Origin of the sequence: Streptomyces sp. (assembly GCF_036524955.1) — a bacterium.
Lineage (GTDB): Bacteria > Actinomycetota > Actinomycetes > Streptomycetales > Streptomycetaceae > Actinacidiphila.
On the sequence record NZ_DATDBG010000061.1, the window covers coordinates 1 to 23,204 of the forward strand.

Below are 23,204 nucleotides of genomic sequence, written 5' to 3' on the forward strand. Positions count from 1 at the left end.
CCCTGCGCGTCCGCTGGCCCGGGGAGAAGCTCTACGTGGTGCTGGACAACTTCTCCCCCCACAAGCACCCCAACGTGCGGGCCTGGGCTGCGGCCAACAACATTGAGCTGGTCTTCCTGCCGACCTAGGGTCATGGCTGAACTGGATCGAATCCGAGTTCGCCGCCCTGCGCTACTTCGCGCTGAACGGCACTGATCACCGCAGCCACGCCGAGCAGAACGCAGCCATCAGCGCCTACATCCGCTGGCACAACACCCGGGCCGAACCGAAGACCAGCTTCGCCCCGGGCTCCGCGATCCGCACTTGGACCCGCTACCCCGCCAGGGCCGCCTGATACAGCTCTACGATCCCCGCATGAGTGACCGGAACCGCGCCGACGAGGAGCTGCAGACCGCCCGACTGTCGTTGCGACGCCCGACCGCAGCCGATATCGACGCGATCTTCGCGATCCACAGCGACCCCAGAACCTGCTTCCACAATCCCTCCGACCGCCTTACCCAGCGCGAACAGGCCGAGGATCTCTATCAGCGCTGGGACGACCAGTGGCAGCGCTGCGGATACGGATACTGGGTCGTCCGACGCCACGGTTCCGCCCCGCAACTGGGCTTCTGCGGAATCAAGCCCATGGAACTGAACGGCATGAAGGTCCTCAACCTCTTCTACCGCTTCGCCCCCTCGGATTGGGGCCAGGGCATGGCCGGCGAGGCGGCGACCGCAGTCGCCGCATAGGCATCCCGGCAGGTTCCCGATCTCCCGCTGATCGCCCGGGTCCGGCCTGCCAACCTCGCCTCCCAACGCGTGGCCATCCGTGCCGGTCTGACCCGGGCGGAACACCTCGACGCAACCGGCTACGACGGCTTCGACTGGATCTTCGCCGCGAATCTGCCCGACTGAGCAGACCCAGCACGCGGAAGCAACCGGCCCTTCAATGAAGCCCGGGCCCAAAGCCGTCCAACGTTCCGAGCCGAGCCACTAGCGGAAAGGTCAACGGGCGAGTGAACGGCGCCCGGGGAAGCCGCCTCGGGCTTCACGGGACCCGCTGGGCCCGCCGGACCCGTGGGGCAGCACGGGAAACCCGCACGGTGACCCTGATCACACGGGGTCCGCGGGATCCGCGGGATCCGCGGGATCCGCGAAGACGATGCGAGGGGTCTGCGGGGGGGGCGCCGAAACACCGTGCGCCCGAACACCGCAGGGTCCGCAGGCCGCAGGGCCCGGGGCTGGACCGAAAGCACCGCGAGGGTCCGTAAAGCCCGCGGGGTGCCGGCTCGGAGGACCGCGGGTTCACCGAAGCCCGTGAGGGTGACCCGGAACACCGCACAGGAGGTCCCCGAACCCTGCGGGCCGGCCCGGAGAAGCCCCGAGGGACAGAGTCTGCGGGGGGGCTGTCCACTCGCTCAGGTGGTCGGCCAGTTCACCTGCGGCGAGTGGTGGAAGGTGATTCCCAGGGCCGCCCAGCGCGGTGCCTGGGCGGCCAGCCGCACGCGGTAGGCGTTCCAGTCGTGCGTGGCTGCCGGGGACCAGCCGATCTCGGCGATCCCCGGCAGCCGCGGGAAGGCCATGTACTCGAGCTGTGCCGACGTCTTCAGCGTCTCCGTCCACAGCGGGGCCTCGACGCCGCGGATCCCGGCGGCCGGCATGCCCTTGATGAAGGTCGCCGGGTCCCAGGCGTAGGAGTCCTCGACCTCGACGTAGCCGGCCCAGTGCAGCCCGAGCGGGGTGGCCGCGTCGTACTGCATGTCCAGGTACGCCTTGTTCGCTGGGGACATGATGACCTGGGTGCCGGCCCTGGCGGCGGCGACAACCTGCGTTTCGTTGCCCGCCGTGCCCCAGTACTGGGCGAGCGCGCCCGGCACCGGATGGGCCGTGTCGATCTGGTGCCAGCCGATCACCGTCTTCCCGTGGGAGGAGACGATCTGCTGCACCTTGTCGGTGAAGGTCACATAGTCGGCCTGGGTGGTGGAGCGCGCCTCGTCGCCGCCGATGTGGACGTACGGTCCGGGCGTCAGCGCGACGACTTCGCGGATGACGTCGGAAAGGAAGTCGTAGGTCCGGGGCCTCGGTACGCACAGGGAGCTGAAGCCGACTGCGGTGCCCGTGTAGAGGGGCGGGGCGACGCCGTCGCAGCCGAGCTCGGCGTACGAGGCCAGGGCCGCGTTGGTGTGGCCCGGGCCGTCGATCTCGGGGACGACGGTCAGGAAGCGGGAGGCCGCGTAACGGACGATCTCACGGTAGTCGTCCTGCGTGTACGAACCGCCCGGGCCGCCGCCGACCTCGGTGCTGCCGCCGTACGCGGCCAGGAGCGGCCAGGAGCCGACGGCGATCCGCCAGCCCTGGTCGTCGGTGAGGTGCAGGTGGAGCATGTTGATCTTGTAGAGGGCGAGCTGGTCGATGTACCGCTCGACCTGCGCGACGGTGAGGAAGTGCCGGGCGGCGTCGAGCATCGCGCCGCGGTAGGCGTAGCGGGGCGCGTCGGAGATGTCGGCGCTCGGTACGGTCCAGGCCACACCGGCGACGGGGGCGGGCGCGTCGACGGCGGCCGGGAGCAGTTGCCGCAGGGTCTGCACGCCGTGGAAGAGACCGGCGGGCGTGCGGGCGCTGATCAGGACCGACGCGGGCGTGGTGCGCAGCCGGTAACCCTCGTCGCCGAGCCGTGCGTCGGTGGCGCCGAGTGCGAGGACGATGCCCTGAGGGTCGGCGAGGCGGGCGGCGCCCGGCACGCGTTCCCCGACGGGCAGCGGGTACCCGGTCGCGGGCCGCAGCAGCCCGGCCGCGTACTCCCCGATCTGCAAGGCCGACGCGGAGCCGCCGTCCACCGAGATCCGGGTCGCGGCGGTGATACGGTACGCGCCTCCACCCGCCGTCACCGACCCCGGGACCGGGATCACCCGGGAGGTGACGTCGGAGACCGCCCGCGAGGTGGCCGCCGAGACGGCGGAAGGGTGTCCGGCAACGGAGGGAGCGGCGGTGGCGGAGCCGGACAGCGCGGACGCCATGCCCGCCGCCGTGGCCCAGACCGCCAGCAGCAGGGCGCACAGCGCGCGCACCAGCGGACCCCGCGCTCTCCCGCGCACCCCGGCGCAGGCGCGCCCGTTCCGAGCGTCGAGTCGTCTCACGCCCGATGAGTACCCTCCGCCCCACACGTGGTCAAGGCGCAGACCGGTCGAGGCGACGAGCGCCACTCGCCTGCCGTATCTCCGTTCACCCGTTCGGAGGCACTGAGGCGCGGTCATGCCCGGAAACGGGCAGGATTGTTGCAAACCGAAGGTGATCACACCAGTATTCGACGGGTGCCCGAACGCCGGACGTCCTACGAAGACCTGATCGACCACCTCATCCGCACCACGCCGCTGCACCGCGGCGAAGCGACCCGGGTGGTGCTGGACGTGCTGGCGTACTTCAACGAGACGACCGAGGAGTACGTCCGCCGCAGACACCGCGAGCTCCAGGCCAGGGGCCTGGTCAACGCGGAGATCTTCGAGCGGATCGGCGAGGAGCTGCCGCACCGGGCGGTGGCCCCGGCCACCCTCTCCCAGCGCCAGCTCCGCCGCATCGTCTACGGCTGAGCGCGCCCTCGAAAGCCCCCGGCAGCGGGGCCGGCTCGGGGCACACGACTGACACACGACTGACAGACGGCTGGCGGACAGCCGACACGACGGACAACGGAGAGTAGCGGCTTATGTGCGGAATCGTCGGATACATCGGCAAGCGCGACGTGGCACCGCTCCTGCTGGAGGGACTCCAGCGGCTGGAGTACCGGGGGTACGACTCGGCCGGCGTCGTCATCACCGGCAAGTCCGGCGATCTGAAGACCGTCAAGGCCAAGGGCCGGGTGCGCGAGCTGGAGGCGCGCATCCCCAAACGGTTCGCCGGCACCACCGGCATCGCGCACACCCGGTGGGCCACCCACGGCGCGCCGAGCGATGCCAACGCGCACCCGCACCTGGACGGCGCCCACCAGGTCGCCGTGGTCCACAACGGCATCATCGACAACGCCTCCGAGCTGCGCGCCAAGCTCACCGCCGACGGCGTGGTCTTCTCCTCCGAGACCGACACCGAGGTGATCGCGCACCTGATCGGCCGCTCGACGGCCGACACGCTGGAGCGCAAGGTGAGCGACGCCCTGCGGTCGATCGAGGGCACCTACGGCATCGCGGTGCTGCACAAGGAGTTCCCGGACCGGATCGTGGTGGCGCGCAACGGCTCCCCGGTGGTGCTCGGCATCGGCGAGAAGGAGATGTTCGTCGCCTCCGACGTGGCAGCGCTGGTCACCCACACCCGGCAGGTCGTCACCCTCGGGGACGGGGAGATGGCCACCCTCAAGGCCGACGACTTCCGCACGTACACCACCGAGGGCTCCCGTACCACCGCCACGCCGACCACCGTGGAGTGGGAGGCCGAGTCGTACGACATGGGCGGCCACGACACGTACATGCACAAGGAGATCTCCGAGCAGGCGGAGGCCGTGGACCGGGTGCTGCGCGGCCGGATCGACGACCGGTTCGCCACCGTGCACCTGGGCGGGCTGAACCTGGACCCCGGCGAGGCCCGGCGGGTGCGCCGGATCAAGATCCTCGGCTGCGGCACCAGCTACCACGCGGGCCAGATCGGCGCCGGGCTGATCGAGGAGCTGGCCCGTATCCCCGCCGACGCCGAGCCCGCCTCGGAGTTCCGCTACCGCAACCCCGTGGTGGACCCCGACACGCTCTATGTCGCGGTCTCGCAGTCCGGTGAGACGTACGACGTGCTGGCCGCCGTGCAGGAGCTCAAGCGCAAGGGCGCGCGGGTGCTCGGCGTGGTGAACGTGGTCGGTTCGGCGATCGCCCGGGAGGCGGACGGCGGTACGTATGTGCACGCCGGGCCGGAGGTGTGCGTGGTGTCCACGAAGTGCTTCACCAACACCGTGGTGGCCTTCGCGCTGCTCGCGCTGCACCTCGGCCGGATCCGGGACCTCTCGGTCGCCGACGGCAAGCGGATCATCGACGGGTTGCGGCGGCTGCCCGGCCAGATCGACGAGATCCTCAAGACCGAGCCGGAGATCCAGCGGCTCGCGCAGCAGTACGCGGACGCGAGGTCGATGCTGTTCATCGGCCGGGTACGCGGCTACCCGGTGGCCCGCGAGGCGTCGCTGAAGCTGAAGGAGGTCTCGTACATCCACGCCGAGGCGTACCCCGCCTCGGAGCTCAAGCACGGGCCGCTGGCGCTGATCGAGCCGGCGATGCCGACGGTGGCGATCGTGCCGGACGACGACCTGCTGGAGAAGAACCGGGCCGCGCTGGAGGAGATCAAGGCCCGTCACGGGCGCATCCTCGCCGTCGCCCACCAGGCGCAGGAGAAGGCCGACGACACGATCGTCGTCCCCAAGAACGAGCCGGAGCTCGACCCGATCCTGCTGGGCATCCCGCTCCAGCTCTTCGCCTACCACACGGCCCTGGCGCTCGGCCGGGACATCGACAAGCCGCGCAACCTGGCGAAGTCGGTGACGGTGGAGTAGCCGTCACCGAACCACGGCCGCCGCGGGGCAAGGACGCAGCCCCTGCGGAACCAGGACCGCACCGGCGCCGGGCCCGCCCCTACGGAACCACGACCACCGGGCGCTGGGCCCGGCGCGCGAGACGCCCGGCCACCGAACCGAAGATCCGGCCGACGAGGCCGTGCGTGCCGCCGACCACGATCGCGTCGGCCTCGTACTCCCGGCCGACCTCTTCCAGCTCGTGGCAGATGTCGCCGCCGCGCTCCACCAGTACCCAGGAGATCTCGGCGAGGTGGTCGGCGCAGGCCAGCTCCAGGCCGAGAACCTCGGTCCGGTGGTCGGGGACGTCCACGAAGACCGGGGGCTCGCAGCCTGCCCACACGGTGGCCGGCAGCCGGTTGGCCACGTGCACGATGATCAGCGCGGAGTGGGTCCGGCGCGCCATACCGATGGCGTACGACAGGGCGCGCTCACTGGAGACCGACCCGTCGAAGCCCACCACGACGCCATGCCGGAAGGCAGGATCGCAGGGCTGCCGCGGGGCCGACGCCGGCTCGGGCAGGTCTGCCGACTCGGCGAGCGGCCTGCGGTGGGAAGGCCTGCCGTCGGCGGGCTCGGGAATCTCATGACCGGCCATGATGCGGATTCTCGGCGAGGGCGGCGCTGACGCGCCGAGCAGCGGACAGAACGGTGCGGCGCGGAGCGAGCCGACCGGATCGGCCGTTTTAGGCCGGTTCGCCACTGCCCGTCCCGCTCCCTCCAGAGTACGGCCGCAACGTCCGCCTGCACAGGCCCGGCAGCGCTTCGCAGAGTGCCCCGAATCCGGAGTTCCCAGGAGAATGCCGGAGTGCGGCCTTGAACGCAACGCCATCCCGCCAACCGGCGGCACGGTTCGGCGCACGGGCGCACGAGGGGGCGCATCGTTTTCGGCCCGGCCATGCGGGTCAGCGCCGCACCGGCCCACGCCAGGCGCACGCCCTTTACGCGCACCCGCCCGAAGAGCGGCGATTTTCAGCCAACTTCTTTTCGCGGGCCTCCCGTTGGCCCCGGCGCCCACTAACACCTCCGCCACCTGCGGTTCTACGATGCACGGTGACGCGGAAGGTGGTTTCCGGGGCCCGAGTGACACGAGGCGTACTTCCCAGCGGGCTCTTCGAGTGAAACGCTTCGTGATCGAATGCTTTACGCCACGTTGTCTTGTCGACTTAGCGTCAGATGGTGAACTTGTCACTAACGCCCCACCTGACACAGTAGATTTGATCATGGTGGCCTGACGGGGGAGAACGTGCAGGACCGAGGGGACGACGCGTCGATTCGAGGGGGGCTTGAGCTCCATGAGCCAGGAGTCCAGTTCCGGTACGGCGACGGACACTCCGTCGCAAGCACCATCGGCATCGCCTCGCGCCATCCGCAAACTCTCCGCGCGGCGCCGACCGGAAGTCGTCGCGGTGCTGCTCTTCAGTGGTGGCCCGATCTTCGAGAGCTCCATACCGCTCTCCGTCTTCGGGATCGACCGGCAGGACGCGGGCGTGCCCCGGTACCGCCTGCTGGTCTGCGCCGGCGAGGAGGGCCCGCTGCGGACCACCGGCGGACTGGAGCTGACCGCGCCGTACGGACTGGAGGCGCTGGCCAGAGCCGGCACCGTGGTGGTGCCGACCTGGCGCTCGATATCCCAGGCGCCGCCGCCCGAGGCGCTTGACGCGATCCGCCGCGCCCACGAGGAGGGCGCGAGGATCATCGGGCTGTGCACCGGCGCCTTCGTGCTCGCCGCCGCCGGACTGCTGGACGGCCGCCCGGCCACCACGCACTGGATGTACGCGCCCACGCTCGCCAAGCGGTACCCGTCGGTCCATGTCGATCCGCGCGAACTGTTCGTGGACGACGGCGACGTGCTGACCTCCGCGGGTACGGCCGCCGGGATCGACCTGTGTCTGCACGTGGTGCGGACCGACCACGGGTCCGAGGCCGCGGCGGCGCTCGCCCGGCGCCTGGTCGTACCGCCGCGCCGGTCCGACTGGCAGACCGGGCAGCGGCACCTGGACAGGTCTTTACCGGAGGAGATCGGCGCCGACCCGCTGGCCGAGGTCGTCGCCTGGGCGCTGGAGCACCTGCACGAGCAGTTCGACGTGGAGGCGCTGGCCGCGCGCGCGTACATGAGCCGGCGCACCTTCGACCGCCGGTTCCGCTCACTGACCGGCAGCGCGCCGCTCCAGTGGCTGATCACCCAGCGGGTGCTCCAGGCACAGCGGCTGCTGGAGACCTCGGACTACTCGGTGGACGAGGTGGCCGGGCGGTGCGGCTTCCGGTCCCCGGTGGCGCTGCGCGGGCACTTCCGGCGGCAGCTCGGCTCCTCGCCGGCGTCCTACCGCGCCGCCTACCGGGCGCGCCGGCCGCAGGACGAGCCGGAACGTGCGCTGCCGTCGCAGGAGCTGCCCGCACTGCGCCGGGGCCCCGTCTCGCAGATCCTGACCGTGCCGGGAAAAGGCGATGACGGACCGTACGCGACCCATACGGCCCGTGTTCCCGAGCAGTCCGGAAGGTCGGATACGCCGGACGGTCCGGGGCGGGCCCGACTGCGGGCCGGGCGCGGTCTGGGCGCCGCGCTGCCGGGACCGCGTGATCGCCCCGTAGGGTGAAGCGTATGAACGACCGGATGGTGTGGATCGACTGTGAGATGACCGGGCTGTCACTGGCGCACGACGCGCTGATCGAGGTGGCCGCCCTCGTCACCGACTCCGAGTTGAACGTCCTCGGCGAGGGGGTGGACATCGTGATCCGCCCGCCCGCCGAGGCACTGGAGTCGATGCCGGAAATCGTCCGGACGATGCACACCGCCTCCGGTCTGCTGGAGGAGCTGGCCGGCGGGGTCGCGCTGGCCGAGGCGGAAAAGCTGGTCCTGGACTACGTACGGGAGCACGTCGCCGAACCGCGCAAGGCGCCGCTGTGCGGGAACTCGGTCTCGACCGACCGGGGCTTCCTCGCCCGTGACATGCCCACGCTGGAGCAACACCTGCACTACCGCATCGTGGACGTCTCCTCGGTCAAGGAGCTGGCCCGCCGCTGGTACCCGCGGGCCTACTTCAACAGCCCCGAGAAGAACGGCAACCACCGTGCCCTCGCCGACATCCGCGAGTCCATCGCGGAGTTGCGCTACTACCGCGAGGCCGTCTTCGTCCCGCTGCCCGGCCCGGACACGGACACGGCCCGCGCGATCGCGGCGAAGTACGTCCTGGGCCCGGACTCCGCCCAGTAGGGAGTCCCGGGAGCGGCGGCACGCCCCTGCGAAATGCGGGGCGCGACCATCCCCCGCCACCCTGTACACTTTTCCAGGCGGCGCCACTCCACCGGGAAACCGGCGGGAAACGCGCCGCTCAAGGTGGGTGTAGCTCAGCTGGTAGAGCACCTGGTTGTGGTCCAGGATGCCGCGGGTTCGAGTCCCGTCACTCACCCCAACCGATCAAGGTCTGGCCTGCGGAAGCAGGTCGGACCTTTTTCATTGCCGCGCCCTGGGAACCCGAACGGCAGCCCTCACCGCGGCGAGATTTCCGCCTGGCCGGGCCGGGTGGTGGCGGCTGATGCGCGCCCCCGCAGACCGGGCCGTTCACGGCGAAACCGGTCGGCGCCCCGTAGACGCCACAGGGGCCGGAATCGGCGCTGGTGGCGGCCTTGGCACCGCCCGCGATTGTCTTGTTCCGATCCGCCGGCTTGACAGTGACCTCACGCGCGAGCGGGGACCTGGCGCCTCACGGACCGCGTGAGCAGGCACGTAACCGTTCGACTCCGGCCATGGGGGAGGCGCCGGGCGGCCGGTCCTGAACAGCTCGTTGACGCCGCCGTGCGGGCCTTGTAGCCATCACCTCGCCCTCCGCCGCCGTGGACGGCAACACCGGCACCCGATGGTCGAGCGCGTTCAGCGACCCGCAGTGGCTCCAGGTCGACCGGCGGCGTTCCCAGGCCGTGATCAGGAGGCCGTTGCGCAGAGTCCCTGGCGGGGGCGCTGCGGCCCGAGGCGGGCGTACGGGGCCGAGGGGCCTCAGCGGAAGGCGTGCGGGGGTGGCGGCGGGGACATGGTGGCCGTCGCGTCTGTGGTGACGGAGGCGCCGGCGGCGAAGTCGGCGAGGGCGCTGCCGTGTTCGACGCGGGCGGGCTGCGGGTCGGTGGCCACGCGGCGGACGAGTTCGGGGATCGGCAGGGCGTGGTCGGCGGCGTACAGGACGATGTTGCCGAACCGTTTGCCGCGCAGGACCGCGGGTTCGGCAGCGAGGGCGGTGTGCGCGAACGCGCCGCGTACGGTGGCGATCTGGCTGCGGAGGAACGTCAGCGGGCCGCCGTCCGTGAGGTTGGCGGCGTAGCCGCCGCCAGGCCCGAGGACGCGCCGTACCTCCGCGAGGAACTCGGCGGTGGTGAGGTGGGCGGGGGTGCGGGCGCCGCTGAAGACGTCGGCGATCACCAGGTCCGCCCAGCTGTCGGGAAGGGTGCCCAGTACCTGGCGGGCGTCGGCGTTCTTGACCTTGATCCGCCAGCCGCGGTCCCACGGCAGTTCCGCCCTGACCAATGCGGTCAGCGCCGCGTCCACCTCCGCGACCTGCTGCGTGGACCGCGGCCGGGTGTGCGCGAGGTAGCGGGCGAGGGTGAGCGCGCCGCCGCCCAGATGCACGGCCCGCAGCGGCCGCCCGGGCGGCGCGGCCAGGTCGATCACGTGGCCGAGCCGGCGCTGGTAGGCGAAGTCCAGGCAGCCGGGGTCGTCCAGGTCGACATGGGACTGCGGCGCGCCGCCGACCGTCAGCGTCCAGGCGCGGGGGCGGTCGGTGTCGGGCACGAGCGCGGCGAGGCCACCGGCCACGGGGGTGGTGCGGAGTTCCGGGGTACGGCGGTTTCTGGCCATGGTCCGATTATCGGGGTGCGGCGCGGTCGAGAGCAGGGTGCCGGGCCCCGGCCCGCCTCACTGGCGCGGTGCGCCGTCGTCAGGGGTGAGGCGGTCGACCAGGGCGATGGTGCGGGCGGCTTCACCGAGGGCGGCGCGGAGGACGGCGGGGTCGGTGACGGCGGAGTCGGTGTGCGGTGGTACGAGCCAGCCGGCGTCGTGCGCGGGCGGCTCGCCGTCGGGGCGGGTGCATTCGCTGCCGGGGACGTCCCAGGCGTCGGCGGTGCCCAGCGGTACGAGGAAGGCGAGGCTGTCGCCTTGGCGGTCGTGCAGCACCGGGCCCACGCCCGTGCCCCCCGTACTCAGCCGCAGCAGATCCACGGCCTCCAGGCCCTGACGGGCCGGTACGGTCACCACGTCGCAGGCCGGCGGGGGATCGCTGCCTTCCGGTGTCGGCGCTGAGGTGTGCGGACCGGGGTGGTTCCTCACGGGGGTGGCCTCCTCATAACGGGGGCGCCGCACGAGGTGATCGGCGCCACACCATTGATAACGGGGCGCCCCCGTCAACGGCTACGCGTCGTTCACGCGTCAAGGGGTGGCGTTTGCTGGCGAATTGCTGTCCGGAGCCAGCGGCCCCCTTCCGCGAGGTGCGGCCGCGCGTGGGGGTGTCTCCCCTCCGCAGCAGCCGTGCGACGACCATTCCGTCTGCCGGTTCCCTCGGGGGCGTGCCCGCCCTCTGGTGGCCGGCGGTCGGGGCCAGGCGCCCTTCCCCTGCCACCGCCCGGCACGCGCCGGCAGGGGGCTCAGGGGGCTCTCAAGGGACCCGTACCTCGCGGACGGGCCGCGCGGGTGGGCAGGCGGGGTGGGCGGAGAACCCCACATTCACGCGAGGTGACCGGTGTCGTTCCAGCGTTCCAGGGCGGGGGCGCCGTAGGCCCAGCCGAGGATGGAGAGGGAGGCGGGGTCGAGGCGGAGGGCGGTGGCGAAGGAGGGGTCGAGGCCGAGCCAGCGGGCGCCGAGGGTCCGCAGGAAGTGGCCGTGGGCGAAGACGAGGACGTCGCGGGCGGAGGAGCGCGCCCAGGAGACCACCTCGTCGGCCCGCGCGGCGAGCGAGGAGAGGGGTTCGCCACCCGGCACCCCGTCCCGCCAGATCGTGAACCCGGGCCGTATCGCCTGGAGTTCGGCCGGGGTCAGCCCCTCGTACTCCCCGTAGTCCCACTCCATCAGCGCGTCCCACTCCTTGGCGCGGGCGAACCCGGCGAGCGCCGCCGTCTCGGACGCCCTCCGCAACGGGCTGGTCCGGACCTCGACGTCGGCCAGGCCCTCCCACGGCGCGCGGGCGAGCCGCGCGCCCAGCAGCAGGGCCGTGCGCCGGCCCTCCTCCGTCAGCGGGATGTCCGTACGCCCCGTGTGCCGCCCGGCCAGTGACCATTCGGTCTGCCCATGCCTGACCAGGAGTATGCGCGACGCCATGCGGGGCCTTTCGTAGGAGAACGTACGGATGGACAGGTAGCTGCGAACAACTGTGCGTGAGTGGGGCAACCATGATGCCGCACTCCCCGAACACCCCGCCTAGGCCCCCGGGAGCAGCCCCCGCAGCAGCCCGTCGAGGCCGTGCTCGTACTGCGCCCCGCCGTCGTCCTGGGCGCAGATCAGTTCGGGCGCGAGCGACACCAGCGCCGGGTAGCGCTCCGGGGGCAGCGCCTCGATCTTGGCACGGACGCGTTCCCGTACGCCCTCCTCGCACAGGGCGCGCGCCCGGCGCGTGTTCCACAGCGCGGAGCCGACCGTGTACTGCATGAGGGCGACATGCGCGTGCACCGCGTCGGCGCGGGAGAGCCCGGCCCGGGAGAGCAGGGTGAGCATGCGGTCGATGACGGCGATCGCGTCGTCGCCGCGCAGCGGCCGGATCGTCAGCAGCTGGAGCGCGGAGGGGTGCTCGGTGAAGAGCCGGTAGACCTGCCGGCAGACCTCGCGCAGTTCGCCGACCGGTTCGGCCGAGCCCCCCGGCGGGAGCTCGATCGTGTCGAGCAGCCGCTGGGCGACCGCGTCGCTGATCTCGTCCTTGCCCCGGAAGTGCGAGTACACCGCCATCGTGCCGACACCGAGCTGCTGGGCGAGGGCGCGCATGGTGAACGCCTCGGCGCCGTCGCGGTCGAGGAGGATGAGCGCGGCGTCGAGGATCCGGTCGGGATTGAGCGAATTGCGCGGAGCGCGGCGCCGTGGGGGCCGGACCGGCTGGCTGACGGACATGGGATTCTCTTGTTCTCGTCCTTCGGTACCTCGAGGCAGGCAACCCGGAGGAGGGGAGCGGGCGTCCTTCGGCCTACCTACCCTGCCGATGAACGTTGAACACCGTACCAACCCGGGGGTTTTCCCCGGATTTTCCGGACCAGTGTGCATACCGTTTAACGTACGACGTACGGTAGAGGGTACGCGACAAGTCCATGACCGCCGCCTGCGGCCTTTCGGAGAACCTGGAGAGACGTCCGCATGACGATCACCGCCACCGCGCCGCGAGCGTCCTCCTACCGAGGCAGACTGCGCTGGTGGACCGAATTGCCGCTCATCGCCGTCATATACGGACTCTATTCGGTGGCCCGCCTCCTCGTCCGGGGTGATGTGGACGACGCCGTCGAACACGGCGCCGACATCCTGCACTTCGAGCAGATCCTGCACCTGGACCCGGAGCGTTGGTTCAACCGGCTCTTCACCCGTCACGCCTTCCTCGGTGTGCCGGCCGACTTCGCGTACGCCTCTCTCCACTATGTGGTGACGCCGGCGCTCCTGGTCTGGCTGTGGCGCCGCCGTCCGACCCACTACCGGCTGGGACGCACCTGGCTGATGATCTCCACGATGATCGGCCTGGTCGGCTTCACCCTCGTGCCGACCGCCCCGCCGCGGCTGCTGGACGCCGGCCACGGCTTCATCGACACGATGGCGCAGTACGGGTCGTACGGCTGGTGGGGCACGGACGCGAGCGCGCCGCGCGGCATGGGCCACCTCACCAACCAGTACGCGGCCATGCCCAGCCTGCACGTGGGCTGGTCGCTGTGGTGCGGGGTCGTCCTGTGGCGGTACGGGCGCAACCGGCTGGTGCGGGGCCTTGGGCTGCTCTACCCGGTGATGACCTCGTTCGTGGTCATGGGCACGGCGAATCACTATCTGCTGGACGCGGCGGCCGGCGTCGCCGTGATGGGCATCGGCTACCTGCTGGCGCGGCCCACGCTGCGGCTGGCCGACCGGGTGCACGCGCGGACCTTCGGGCGGAAGGGCGCGGCTTCGAGCGCGGAGGTGACCGTCGCCGGGGCGGCTCCCGTGGCGGGAGCCGCGCCGCGGCCGGCGAGCGGGTCCGTGACACCACCGGTGGCGCAGGAACGCGTGGCCCTGCCGCGGCCCGCGGCGCCCGCGGAACCCGCGCCGCAGGAGGCGGTGACCGTGCCGGCCGGGGCTGACGACGCGGACGCGGGCTGTCCCGTCGAGACGTCCCGGGTGCCGCATCCGCGGGGCGAACGCGCCGCGCGCAGCAGGATGTCGTAGCCGGGTGCCACACTTTCGCGGGTGAGCACTACGCACGACCACTCCTTGCGGGAGCGGCTGGCCGTCCTGCGCGGCCCCGCCACCGCGCCCCGTCCACTGGACGCGCGGGCGCTGGCCGCGCTCGCCGCCAACCCCGGCTGCCGCCGGCGCGCCCTGATGGACGCCGCCGGCGTCGACAAGGGCGCGATCGCGGAGGCTCTGGGCGCGCCCGCGCGGTTCGGCCAGTCGAGGTTCGCCTTCTCGCGGGGGCACGCCTTCGAGGCGCGGGTGAAGGCCGACGGCTGCGGTGAGGTGCTGCGGCTGCTGGGCGCCGAGGGCGCGGGGGACGACTCCGGCGCCGCCGTCCCCGACCTGTCCGCCCCCGGTCCCGAAGGCCGCGTCACCCGTACGAGGCTGGCGCTGGCCGAGGCACCGGCCGGTTCCTGGACGCTGCTCGACCATCCGCTGCTCGCGCTCGGCATCGCGGGCTCCACGGCCTACCTGGAGCCGGACGCGGTGGCCGTCGCGCCCGACGGTTCCTGGACCGTGGTCGAGATCAAGTCCTTCCCGATCCTGGACGGCGGAGCCGACGCGATGAAGGTCGGCGCGGCGGCCCGGCAGGCGGCGGTCTACGTCCTCGCCCTCGACGCGATCACGCCCGGCCGCACCCGCTCCGACATCCTCCTCGTCTGCCCCAAGGACTTCTCCAACCTTCCCACCGCCGAATGGGTCGACGTCCGCAAGCAGCTCGCTGTCACCCGCCGCCAGTTGACCCGCCTCACCCGCGTCGAGGAGATCGCCGCGGCCCTCCCGGAGGGCACCACCTTCGACCTCGCGCCAGCGGCCGACGGCCGTACGGTGACCCGCCCGCGGGCCGACCTCGCCGCCGCGGTGGACACCGTCCCGGCCGCCTACGCCCCGGAGTGCCTGTCCACCTGCGAACTCGCCTTCCACTGCCGCGACCGTTCGCGCGCGGCCGACCGCGTCGACGCCCTCGGCCGTGCCCTGCGCGGCGACCTCGGCGATCTCACCACCGTCACCGCCGTCCTCGCCGCCGCCTCCGGCACCGGCGGTGATCCCGCCGATCCCGCCGTCACCGCCCTCCGGCGCGCGGCCGGCCTGCGCGCCGACGCGCTCGCCGCCGCGGCGGCGGAAGAAGCGGCGACCGCCGTCCCGCCCGTGCGCGGCGGGGAGGGGCGGGCGGCCGTATGACGCTGATGGACACGCTCGCGCGGGCCGAGGCGGTGGCCACGGGGCGGGCGGTGGCCGCGGCCACCGTGCGGCATCGGCACCTGGCCGGGAAGCCGTTGGTGCTCGTGCCGCTGACGACCGCCGGCGAGGCGGGGGCGCCGCTCGGGGCGCTGGTGGGAACGGAGCGGGAGGCGCCGGAACTGCTGGTGGTGCCGCAGCCGCTGGACCGGGAGATGCGGTTCGGGTTCTTCGCGGGGCTCGCCGCGGTGATGCTGCCGCTGCTGGAGTCGTACGGCGACGAGGTGAAGGTCGAAGCGGCCACCCGGAACCGGGAGGAGACCGAGGTGTGCGCGGACGCGCTGCAGATCGTGGTGCCGAACGGCGCGGCGCTGGAGTACGTACGGCTGCTGGGGCGGTCCACCCGTTTCCTGCGGACCGTCGAGGACCCGGACGCGCCGCACCCCGTGCCGGTCCCGGTCCCGCTGCTGGGCCGCTGGCTCACCCACTACGGGGAACGCGCCCGCACCTCCGGCAGCGCGCTGCTCGTCGCCATGACCGACCTGCTCACCCGGCACTGGGCGTCCGGGCAGAGTGCCATGGAGGACCAGCACCTCGGCGCGCTCCTCGGCTGGATCGACCCGACCCCCGGCCTCGACGGCCCGGCGGCCGCCGCCCGCGCGCAGACCGGCCGCGGCCCGGACGGCCTGCTCTTCAGCCCGCCGGCCGGTCCGGCGACGGACCCCGTCTTCGACAACCGCGTCCTCGCTCCCGCGATGGCTCGTTACGACAAGGCCCGGACGGCGGTGCAGGCCCTGGGGGTGGCGGGCGTCGGCATCCCGGACCAGCGGCAGCGGGCCGACCGCACCCCGGCGCCGGCCCGCGCCGCCGCCGAGGCCGGCCCGGACGCGCGGCGGCACACCGAGCACGGTCACGGCAGCGCGGAGGCGCCGCGGCGTACGGAGCACCGCCCCGCCGGGCCCGGCGCACGGGAACGGGCCGGACTGGCCGCCGCGGAAGCGGAGGTACGGCGCCTGGTGGAGTCCCAGCTCCGGCCCACCTGGGAGGACGTCTGGCACGGCATCGACCTGCTGCGGGCCCTGCCGGAGGGCGCGCACGTCGCCGAGCGGTGGAAACGGGACCGCTGGTCGTTCACCGGACACCGGGACCGTGTCCGCGCGGGCGAGCCGCCGCAGCCCAAGCGGGACGACGCGATCACGGCCGCGCAGAAGCTCGCGGGCCGCGAGACCGCGCAGGCCCGCCTCCTCGCCCAGGAGGCCCTGGACGACCCCCTGGCCATGGCGGCGCGCCGCCTCACCGGCGAGGCGTTCGCCGGCCGGGTCGTCGCCGTCGGCATGGCCTTCTCCGACGGCAAACGCCCCATGCCCCGCCCGCTGGTCACCCTCGCCACCTCCGACCTCCCCCAAGCCGAACCGGGCGGCAGGGCGTACCGCGCCCTGCCGGGCGCGAAGTCCGCGCAGACGGGGGAGTTGGTCACGGTGGAGCGGGTGGAAGACGCCCCCGGGACGCCGACCGCCACCGCCGCGATCACGGGCACGGACCGGCACGGCACGCCGGACGGACCGGGCGACCCCGCTACGGGCCCGGCCGCGGTCCGGGACGACCTGCCCGGGACACCCGCCGAGCCCGACGCGGTTCACGCCCCGGCGTGGCACGTCACCGTCCGGTTGACCGGTGGGATGGGAAGCGGGCGCACCCCGAAGGAGGGCTCCGTGCCCGCGGTGGGCGACACCGTGTGCTTCACCCTGTTCGAGCACGAGCCGCGCAGCGGCCCCGCGTTGCCCGAGGGGGAGAACACGCCGTGGACGCACGGGGGGCCGCCGGGTGGGGCGGCGGCGCCCGAGGAGCCGGACGCCGTGACCGCGGAGGACTATCTGTGACGCCGTACGTAGCGGGTTCGGGCAGCGCTGCTGGCGCGTCCGATCCCGGGGCCGAGGCCGCCGCTGCGACCGCGGCGATTCTGGAGAGCACGCTGCGGGGCCGGGCCCGCGGGGTGGTGGTGGATTCACCGCCGGGTGCGGGGAAGTCGACCCTCGTGGTGCGGGCGGCCCGCGAACTGGCGGCCGCCGGTGAGTCGTTGATGATCGTCGCGCAGACCAACGCGCAGGTGGACGATCTCGCCGACCGCCTCGCGACCGCGGACCCGCGGCTGCCGGTGGGCCGTCTGCACGGCGCGGACTCCGCCCCCGACCCGGCGCTCGGCCGGCACCCGGAGCTCGCCAGATCCACCTCCGTCGCGGAACTGCGCGACCGCAAGGTGGTGATCGCGACCGCCGCGAAGTGGGCGTACGTGAAGGACACCGAGCCGTGGCGGCACGCCATCGTGGACGAGGCGTACCAGATGCGCTCCGACGCGCTGCTGCGGGTGGCGGGGCTGTTCGAGCGGGCGCTGTTCGTCGGCGACCCGGGGCAGCTCGACCCGTTCAGCGTGGTGGGCGCCGAGCAGTGGGCGGGGCTGAGTTACGACCCGTCGGCGAGCGCGGTCGTCACCCTGCTGGCGCACAACCCGGAGCTGCCGCAGCACCGACTGCCCGTGTCGTGGCGGCTGCCCGCCTCCGCCGCGCCGCTGGTGTCGCGGGCCTTCTATCCGTACACGCCGTTCAGGAGCGGTACGGACCACGGGGACCGGCGGCTGGTCTTCGGGGTGACGAGCGACGGCGGGGGGCCGGACCGGGTGCTGGACGAGGCCGCGGCGACGGGGTGGGGGCTGCTGGAACTGCCCGCGCGGCACACCCCGCGCACCGACCCGGAGGCGGTACGGGCCGTGGCCATGGTCGTACGGCGGCTGCTGGACCGCGGCGGGCTCACGTACTCCGCGCCCGATCCGCTGCCCGCGCCGCTGACCGCGGACCGTATCGCGGTCGGCACCGCCCACCGCGACCAGGCGGCGGCGGTACGGGGCGCGCTGGCCGCGCTCGGCGTCGCGACCGGAGCCGGGGCGGGCAGCGGGACCGGCGGGGTGACCGTGGACACCGCGAACCGGCTCCAGGGGCGCGAGTTCGACGTCACCGTCGTCCTGCACCCGCTGTCCGGGCGGCCGGACGCCACCGCCTTCCACCTGGAGACCGGGCGGCTGTGCGTGCTGGCGTCGCGGCACCGCCACGCGTGCGTCGTGGTGTGCCGGGCAGGCGTCGCGGAGTTGCTGGACGAGCATCCGTCGTCGGAGCCGGTACGGCTGGGGGTGACGGTGAAGTTCCCCGACGGCTGGGAGGCCAACCACGCGGTGCTGGCGCACCTGGCGGAACACCGGGTGAGCTGGCGGCCGTGATCGGGGCCCGCGGGCGACGACCGGGCGGGAACCCGGCCGGCGCAGAGCGCCGCCCTCGCAGGGCGGAGGCCGGCGGTGCGACCGGCGGGAGTCCGGGTCCCGGGAACCCCTCTCCGCCGCCCGGTGAGGGTCTTGCGCCGGCCTGGGACAATGGAAGGCGTTGACGATCCGGGAGGTAACCGTATGTCCGAGCCGCAGTCGGCTCACCACCCGCGCGAGGACCGGCCGGAACGACCCAGACGACCGGTCCCGCTGCTCTTCGAACCGGGCGCTCCCGCCGAGGACGACGGCCGTGACCGCTTCTTCGACCTGGAGTCGATGGACGACCCCCGCGAGCTGCTGGCCCGGGCCACCGAACTGGCGCTGGCCTTCCGGGCGGCGGCGGAACGGGCCACCGGCTTCCAGGCGATAGCCGCCGCGCAGCTCACCGACCCGCGCCGCTTCGACCGGCTGACGCACGCCGCCCTCGCCGAGCAGGCCGGGTGGACCGAGGACTACGCGAGGAAGATGGCCGAGTACGGCGAGGACCTGATCAAGGACGGCGGCCTGACGCCGTAGTCCGGTGCGCCACCGGAGGTGGACCGGCCAAGAACCGACATCCTGCTCCGGGCCTGCGTGCGGGCCGCCCGCACGACCCCGCCGAAGACGGTTCCGGCCCTGGTCAGCACCCCTGGAACGGCGTGAGCAGAACCGATTTCCGCTCCCTGGGACCCTGATGCTAAGGTCTACGACGTCAGCAGGCGCCGCTAGCTCAGTTGGTTAGAGCAGCTGACTCTTAATCAGCGGGTCCGGGGTTCGAGTCCCTGGCGGCGCACAGAACCGCGAAGGGCGTCCTCTTCTCAGAGGGCGCCCTTCGCGGTTCTCCCCGTTCCTCCGCCGGGTGATCATCCCGTGCGGGTGGCCGGTTCCCGGGTGCGCTCCGTCCCCTCCCCGCCGGCGTCGGCCGCCGGCACCGGAACGCCGGGAACCGGCCGTCCTTGCCCCCGTTCGAGTGTGCGGAGCGGCGGCCGGAACGTGCCATGGCGGACAGCGCACATCTTTTGGCACCGGGTGCACTACGACGACGCGTCCCGGCGGTACGCGCGCGGCGACACCGCGAAGGCCGTGCGGAAGGCCCGGGAGAAGTCCGCGGGATGCGGGAAGCCCCAGCGGGTGGCTATCGCGTGGATCGGCAGGTGCGCCAGGGCGGGATCGGCGAGGTCGCTGCGGCAGCGGTCGAGGCGCCGGCGACGGATGAGGGCGGCGACGGTGGTTTCGCGGTGCTCGAAGAGCCGGTGCAGGTAGCGGACGGATATGTGGTGGGCGGCGGCCACCGAGCCGGGGGTGAGGGAGGGGTCGGCGAGGTGCCGCTCGATGAAGGTCTCGATGGTCAGCAGCAGGGCGCTCTGGCGCGGCCCGGGCGGCAGCGGGCGCAGGTCGTCGAGGTGGTGGGAGACCAGGGCGGTGAGCAGGTCGATGACGACCGTGCCGAGGCGGGCGGTGTCCGCGGGGGTGCAGTGGGCGGCCTCGGCGTGGATCGAGGTGAGGGTCTGCGCGACCACGGCGGCCAGGCCCTGGTCGGCGGGCAGCCGTACCGCGAGCAGCCGTTCGACGGAGTCCGCGGGCAGCGGCATCAGGTGTTTCGGGATGTGCAGCAGAAGCGTCTCGGTCAGGTCGCCCGGGCCGTCGCCGACCCGGGAGCAGAACGGGAGCGAGCTGTCGTAGAGCATCAGGTCACCGGCCCGGGAGACGGTGTCCCGGCCCGCCTGGTCCAAGCCGATCGAGCCGCGCAGGGTGAGCGCCAGTGTGTAGAGCTCGGGGTCGAAGCGCTGTACCAGCGCGGGTGTTCTGGCCACCTGGTGCGGGGAGAAGACCAGCTGAGACAGCGCGGCAGCGCCGATCTGCGCCTGGCGCACGGTGGCGGTGAAGTCGGCCGGGTCGGCGCCGCTGATCGCCAACGGCATGATCGACCGGTCGTTCACGTTCTGCCAGGCGTCGAGCCGCTCCCGTGCGGAGAAGTCCTCGCTCCGGTACACCGTTCTCATCACGTACCCCACCTCCGGACGTCCCATGATGCACGGCGCTCGGGTGTCCGTCGGCGTGTTGGCCGCGCTCCGGCTGCTGCCCGACCACTCTGGTGCCATGTGGCACTGGTTGGGCGACGCGTACCGGAACCGGATCGTGGAGACCGGGCGGGAACCGCTGTTCCTGCTGCTGGTCGGGCTGATCGGTTCGTTCCTGATGATCCGGTTCAGCGTGCGGATGATCCGCCGGGGCGTGAAGTGGTGGCCGGGGAACGTGCAGCCCGGCGGGGTGCACATCCATCATGTGGTGTTCGGCCAGGCGATGATGCTGATCGGCGGGATCGGGTCGTTCGCGGTACGCGGCGGGCCGGTGGCCCACAACGTGCTCGCCGTGGTGTTCGGGATCGGCTGCGGCCTGGTGCTGGACGAGTTCGCGCTGGTGCTGCACCTGGAGGACGTGTACTGGAGCGAGCAGGGCCGCCAGTCGGTGGACGCGGTGATCCTCGCCGTCTCGGTGATCGGACTGCTGCTGATCGGCCAGGCGCCGCTGGGCGGGTACATCGGCGGGAGGTCGTACGAGACCTACGTCGCGGCCGCGCCGCTCCTGGGGTTCGTGGTGCTGTGCCTGCTCAAAGGCAAGGTGTGGACGGGGCTGCTCGGCGTGATGGTGCCGCTGCTGGCGTTGGTGGGCGCGCTGCGGCTGGCCCGCCCGGCGAGCCCCTGGGCGCGCTGGCGGTACGCGTCCAGGCCGCGGCGGATGGCGCGCGCCGAGCGGCGCGAGGACCGGTTCCACCGGCGGTTCATGGCCATGAAGACCTCGGTGATGGACGCGGTGGCGGGGGCGCCGACGCCGGTGTCGCTGGCGAAGCCGCCGCCCCGGCCGACCATCGTGGACCTGCCGCCGTCCCGGCTCGAACTGCTGCTGGCCAGGGTGCTGCGCCCGCTGCGGGACCCGGGGGCGGCGATCGCGGTCTGGTACCTGCGGGTGGCGACGGCGGTCAATGTGGTCACCGGGGTCGTCGCGCCCTTCCGCCACCGGGTGCGGGCCGCCGCGAACGGGGAGTACGTCACACCCTTCCTGGTCAGCCCGGGTTTCACCGGGGCCGTGCTGGCGTATCTGCTGTCGGTGAGCCTGCGGCGGCGCAAGCGGGCGGCGTGGATCGCGACGACCCTGCTGGCCACCGGGTACCTGGTGGTGATCGTGGTCACCACCGGCGCGCTGGGCGAGGCGCGGCAGCACCCCGTGAACTGGATCTCGATCGGCCTCACACTGGTGCTGCTGGGCGCGCTGCTGGTGTCCAGGCCGCTGTTCAACGTGCGCGGCGAGCGCGGCAACGCGGCGCTCGGGCTGCTCAGCCTGGTGGTCGGTGCGGCGGTGGCGGTCGGGGTCGGCACGCTGCTGGTGTACGCGACGGACCAGGCACCGCCCCGGCAGTGGGCGTCGAGCCTGCGGTACGCGGCGGTGCGGGTGCTGACGGTGTCCGGGCTGTTCGACGTGGCGGGGATCGAGGTGTCGGGGTGGACGGACGTGGCGATCAACGTGCTGAGCGTGGCCCTGATGCTCGTCGTCCTGCTGGCCTTCTTCCGGGCGCCGCGCGGCCGGACGCGGCTGGCGCCGGCCGACGAGCGGCGGCTGCGGGCGCTGCTGCGGGTCTACGGCCGCCGCGACTCGCTCGGCTACTTCGCGCTGCGACGGGACAAGGCGGTGTGCTGGGACCCGCAGCGGGAGGCGGCGATCGTCTACCGCGTGGTCAACGGGGTCGCCCTGGCCTCCGGCGACCCGCTCGGTCCGCGGGCGGCCTGGCCCGGGGCGATCGGCCACTGGCTCGCGACGGCGCGGCGGCACGCGTGGGTCCCGGCGGCGGCGTACGCGGGGGCCGCGGCGGCGGTGGCGTACGAGGCGGCGGGCTTCCGGGCGCTGTCCGCCGGGGAGGAGGTCGTGGTCGAGGTGCGGGGCTTCGCGGAGGGATACCGAGGGGGTGGGCGGGAGGCGCTCGACCCGCAGGGCGCGAGCCTCGTCGAGACGGACGGCGACCCGGGGATGGCCGCACTGCGGCGGGCGGACGCGGTGGTGGGGAACGCCGCCGGGCGGGAGGCGGAACCGGGCGGGGCGCAGGCGGGGCCGGTGGCGCTGCGGCGGGCGCGCGAACTGGTGCGGGCGGCGGGGTACACCGCCGTGTTCCGGCGGCAGCGGGAGATCGGCGCGGAGGAGTGGGTCCGGCTCGGGCAGCTCGCGGACGCGTGGCGCCGGGCGCGCGGGGTGCCGGTGGGTCTGGGGCGGCTGGGCGATCCCGGGGACGGCGACTGCCTGGTGGCCGAGTGCCGCGACCCGCGGGGCCGGACGTGCGCGCTGCTGGGCTTCGTGCCCTGGGGCGAGGACGGGCTCACCCTCGACCTGATGAGGCGCGACCGGGAGTCCGGCCGCGCGCCGGTGGACTTCCTCCTCACCGAACTGCTGCTGGGCGCCCGCTCCGGCGCTCCCCCGCTGGCCGGGATCACCCGCGTCTCGCTCAACCTGCTCGCCCGCCACCGGCGCCGAGCCCGCGAAGGGGACCGCGCCTACGCGGCGTACCGGCCCCTGCGCCGGGAGCGCTACCTCCTGTACGAGCGCCCGGCCGAGCTCCCCCGGGTCGCGGCGGCCGGGGCTCTCGCGGAGGGCCTGCTGACCGCACCGCGCCTGGTGACTCCCGCCGAGCAGCACACCGGTCCGACCGGCGTTTGACGGCGGGTGGGCGCTGCGGGGTGCCCGGGCCGAGCCCGTCCGAGCCCGGGCGGCGTCCGAGGACGGACGGACGAGCCCGGGCGGAACCAGGCCCGTCCGTCCGTCCCACGGAAGCCAGGTGTACGACCCGGGCGACCATCGTCCAC

General features: G+C 73.2%; 18 protein-coding genes, 2 tRNA genes and 1 pseudogene. 14 read left to right on the forward strand and 7 right to left on the reverse strand.

Annotation, left to right across the window (positions count from 1 at the left end; all coding sequences use genetic code 11):
• Positions 1-354: 354 nt before the first annotated feature.
• A complete protein-coding gene (locus VIW71_RS04890; protein ID WP_331620713.1) occupies positions 355-729 on the forward strand; it encodes a GNAT family N-acetyltransferase in 375 nt (124 codons plus the stop codon).
• 668 nt (positions 730-1,397) lie between these two features.
• Here VIW71_RS04890 and VIW71_RS04895 read toward each other — a convergent pair.
• Complete coding sequence (locus tag VIW71_RS04895; protein WP_331620738.1) at positions 1,398-2,996, reverse strand: beta-N-acetylhexosaminidase; 1,599 nt, start codon at positions 2,994-2,996, stop codon at positions 1,398-1,400.
• A 294-nt stretch (positions 2,997-3,290) separates the two neighbouring features.
• On the opposite strand from VIW71_RS04895, the gene VIW71_RS04900 reads away from it, so the two are divergent.
• Entirely contained in the window at positions 3,291-3,566 is a 276-nt protein-coding gene (locus VIW71_RS04900; protein WP_331620714.1) for a hypothetical protein, read from the forward strand.
• A 113-nt stretch (positions 3,567-3,679) separates the two neighbouring features.
• The gene (gene glmS, locus VIW71_RS04905) at positions 3,680-5,494 is read left to right on the forward strand and encodes a glutamine--fructose-6-phosphate transaminase (isomerizing) (RefSeq protein ID WP_331620715.1); all 1,815 of its coding nucleotides are present in this window, start codon (positions 3,680-3,682) and stop codon (positions 5,492-5,494) included.
• Between the two features lie 79 nt (positions 5,495-5,573).
• Here the strand turns inward: glmS and VIW71_RS04910 are convergent, their stop codons facing one another.
• On the reverse strand, positions 5,574-6,110 hold the full coding sequence (locus VIW71_RS04910) for a universal stress protein (protein ID WP_331620716.1): 537 nt from the start codon (positions 6,108-6,110) through the stop codon (positions 5,574-5,576).
• Positions 6,111-6,807: 697 nt separating this feature from the next.
• Here VIW71_RS04910 and VIW71_RS04915 point away from each other — a divergent pair.
• The 4 genes and pseudogenes from VIW71_RS04915 to VIW71_RS26510 all read left to right on the forward strand — a co-directional run.
• Positions 6,808-8,109 carry a GlxA family transcriptional regulator gene (locus VIW71_RS04915; protein ID WP_331620717.1) on the forward strand — a complete coding sequence of 434 codons (1,302 nt, stop codon included), beginning with the start codon at positions 6,808-6,810 and terminating at the stop codon, positions 8,107-8,109.
• Positions 8,110-8,114: 5 nt separating this feature from the next.
• Positions 8,115-8,726, forward strand: a complete 612-nt coding sequence (gene orn / locus VIW71_RS04920; protein ID WP_331620718.1) for an oligoribonuclease — start codon at positions 8,115-8,117, stop codon at positions 8,724-8,726.
• Positions 8,727-8,849: 123 nt separating this feature from the next.
• Positions 8,850-8,925, forward strand: a tRNA-His gene (locus tag VIW71_RS04925).
• 403 nt (positions 8,926-9,328) lie between these two features.
• Positions 9,329-9,413: pseudogene (locus VIW71_RS26510) on the forward strand (discoidin domain-containing protein); the annotation flags it as partial.
• A 93-nt stretch (positions 9,414-9,506) separates the two neighbouring features.
• On the opposite strand, the gene VIW71_RS04930 reads toward VIW71_RS26510, so the two are convergent.
• From VIW71_RS04930 to VIW71_RS04945, 4 genes are all read right to left on the reverse strand, one after another.
• A complete protein-coding gene (locus VIW71_RS04930) occupies positions 9,507-10,358 on the reverse strand; it encodes a spermidine synthase (RefSeq protein WP_331620719.1) in 852 nt (283 codons plus the stop codon).
• Positions 10,359-10,415: 57 nt separating this feature from the next.
• Positions 10,416-10,826, reverse strand: a complete 411-nt coding sequence (locus VIW71_RS04935) for a hypothetical protein (RefSeq protein ID WP_414720658.1) — start codon at positions 10,824-10,826, stop codon at positions 10,416-10,418.
• A 393-nt stretch (positions 10,827-11,219) separates the two neighbouring features.
• The gene (locus VIW71_RS04940) at positions 11,220-11,810 is read right to left on the reverse strand and encodes a histidine phosphatase family protein (RefSeq protein ID WP_331620720.1); all 591 of its coding nucleotides are present in this window, start codon (positions 11,808-11,810) and stop codon (positions 11,220-11,222) included.
• Between the two features lie 99 nt (positions 11,811-11,909).
• Entirely contained in the window at positions 11,910-12,590 is a 681-nt protein-coding gene (locus VIW71_RS04945) for a TetR/AcrR family transcriptional regulator (protein WP_331620721.1), read from the reverse strand.
• A gap of 240 nt (positions 12,591-12,830) precedes the next feature.
• Here VIW71_RS04945 and VIW71_RS04950 point away from each other — a divergent pair, with 240 nt between their 5' ends.
• The 6 genes from VIW71_RS04950 (at position 12,831) to VIW71_RS04975 (ending at position 19,147) form a co-directional block, all read left to right on the forward strand.
• A complete protein-coding gene (locus tag VIW71_RS04950) occupies positions 12,831-13,877 on the forward strand; it encodes a phosphatase PAP2 family protein (protein WP_331620722.1) in 1,047 nt (348 codons plus the stop codon).
• A 21-nt stretch (positions 13,878-13,898) separates the two neighbouring features.
• Positions 13,899-15,068 carry a hypothetical protein gene (locus tag VIW71_RS04955; RefSeq protein WP_331620723.1) on the forward strand — a complete coding sequence of 390 codons (1,170 nt, stop codon included), beginning with the start codon at positions 13,899-13,901 and terminating at the stop codon, positions 15,066-15,068.
• Positions 15,065-16,945 (forward strand): hypothetical protein, encoded by a 1,881-nt coding sequence (locus VIW71_RS04960; RefSeq protein ID WP_331620724.1) that lies wholly within the window; start codon positions 15,065-15,067, stop codon positions 16,943-16,945. Before VIW71_RS04955 ends, VIW71_RS04960 begins: the two co-directional genes overlap by 4 nt.
• Positions 16,942-18,333, forward strand: coding sequence for an AAA family ATPase (locus VIW71_RS04965; RefSeq protein ID WP_331620725.1), 1,392 nt, complete (start codon positions 16,942-16,944; stop codon positions 18,331-18,333). The genes VIW71_RS04960 and VIW71_RS04965 overlap by 4 nt, the downstream gene beginning before the upstream one ends.
• 183 nt (positions 18,334-18,516) lie before the next feature.
• Complete coding sequence (locus VIW71_RS04970) at positions 18,517-18,891, forward strand: hypothetical protein (protein ID WP_331620726.1); 375 nt, start codon at positions 18,517-18,519, stop codon at positions 18,889-18,891.
• Positions 18,892-19,073: 182 nt separating this feature from the next.
• Positions 19,074-19,147 (forward strand) — tRNA-Lys (locus tag VIW71_RS04975).
• A 241-nt stretch (positions 19,148-19,388) separates the two neighbouring features.
• Here the strand turns inward: VIW71_RS04975 and VIW71_RS04980 are convergent.
• Entirely contained in the window at positions 19,389-20,357 is a 969-nt protein-coding gene (locus VIW71_RS04980; protein WP_331620727.1) for a helix-turn-helix domain-containing protein, read from the reverse strand.
• 43 nt (positions 20,358-20,400) lie between these two features.
• Here VIW71_RS04980 and VIW71_RS04985 point away from each other — a divergent pair, with 43 nt between their 5' ends.
• Positions 20,401-23,058: a phosphatidylglycerol lysyltransferase domain-containing protein gene (locus VIW71_RS04985; RefSeq protein WP_331620728.1), complete on the forward strand. Its 2,658-nt coding sequence runs from the start codon at positions 20,401-20,403 to the stop codon at positions 23,056-23,058.
• Positions 23,059-23,204: the final 146 nt, after the last annotated feature.

What these genes read in the sequence shown, in the direction of transcription:
- VIW71_RS04890 (WP_331620713.1), top strand. Translation starts at nt 355, where the DNA reads ATGAGTGACCGGAACCGCGCCGACGAGGAGCTGCAGACCGCCCGACTG.
- VIW71_RS04895 (WP_331620738.1), bottom strand. Translation starts at nt 2,996, where the DNA reads ATGGCGTCCGCGCTGTCCGGCTCCGCCACCGCCGCTCCCTCCGTTGCC.
- glmS (WP_331620715.1), top strand. Translation starts at nt 3,680, where the DNA reads ATGTGCGGAATCGTCGGATACATCGGCAAGCGCGACGTGGCACCGCTC.
- VIW71_RS04910 (WP_331620716.1), bottom strand. Translation starts at nt 6,110, where the DNA reads ATGGCCGGTCATGAGATTCCCGAGCCCGCCGACGGCAGGCCTTCCCAC.
- VIW71_RS04915 (WP_331620717.1), top strand. Translation starts at nt 6,808, where the DNA reads ATGAGCCAGGAGTCCAGTTCCGGTACGGCGACGGACACTCCGTCGCAA.
- orn (WP_331620718.1), top strand. Translation starts at nt 8,115, where the DNA reads ATGAACGACCGGATGGTGTGGATCGACTGTGAGATGACCGGGCTGTCA.
- VIW71_RS04930 (WP_331620719.1), bottom strand. Translation starts at nt 10,358, where the DNA reads ATGGCCAGAAACCGCCGTACCCCGGAACTCCGCACCACCCCCGTGGCC.
- VIW71_RS04940 (WP_331620720.1), bottom strand. Translation starts at nt 11,810, where the DNA reads ATGGCGTCGCGCATACTCCTGGTCAGGCATGGGCAGACCGAATGGTCA.
- VIW71_RS04945 (WP_331620721.1), bottom strand. Translation starts at nt 12,590, where the DNA reads ATGTCCGTCAGCCAGCCGGTCCGGCCCCCACGGCGCCGCGCTCCGCGC.
- VIW71_RS04950 (WP_331620722.1), top strand. Translation starts at nt 12,831, where the DNA reads ATGACGATCACCGCCACCGCGCCGCGAGCGTCCTCCTACCGAGGCAGA.
- VIW71_RS04960 (WP_331620724.1), top strand. Translation starts at nt 15,065, where the DNA reads ATGACGCTGATGGACACGCTCGCGCGGGCCGAGGCGGTGGCCACGGGG.
- VIW71_RS04970 (WP_331620726.1), top strand. Translation starts at nt 18,517, where the DNA reads ATGTCCGAGCCGCAGTCGGCTCACCACCCGCGCGAGGACCGGCCGGAA.
- VIW71_RS04980 (WP_331620727.1), bottom strand. Translation starts at nt 20,357, where the DNA reads ATGAGAACGGTGTACCGGAGCGAGGACTTCTCCGCACGGGAGCGGCTC.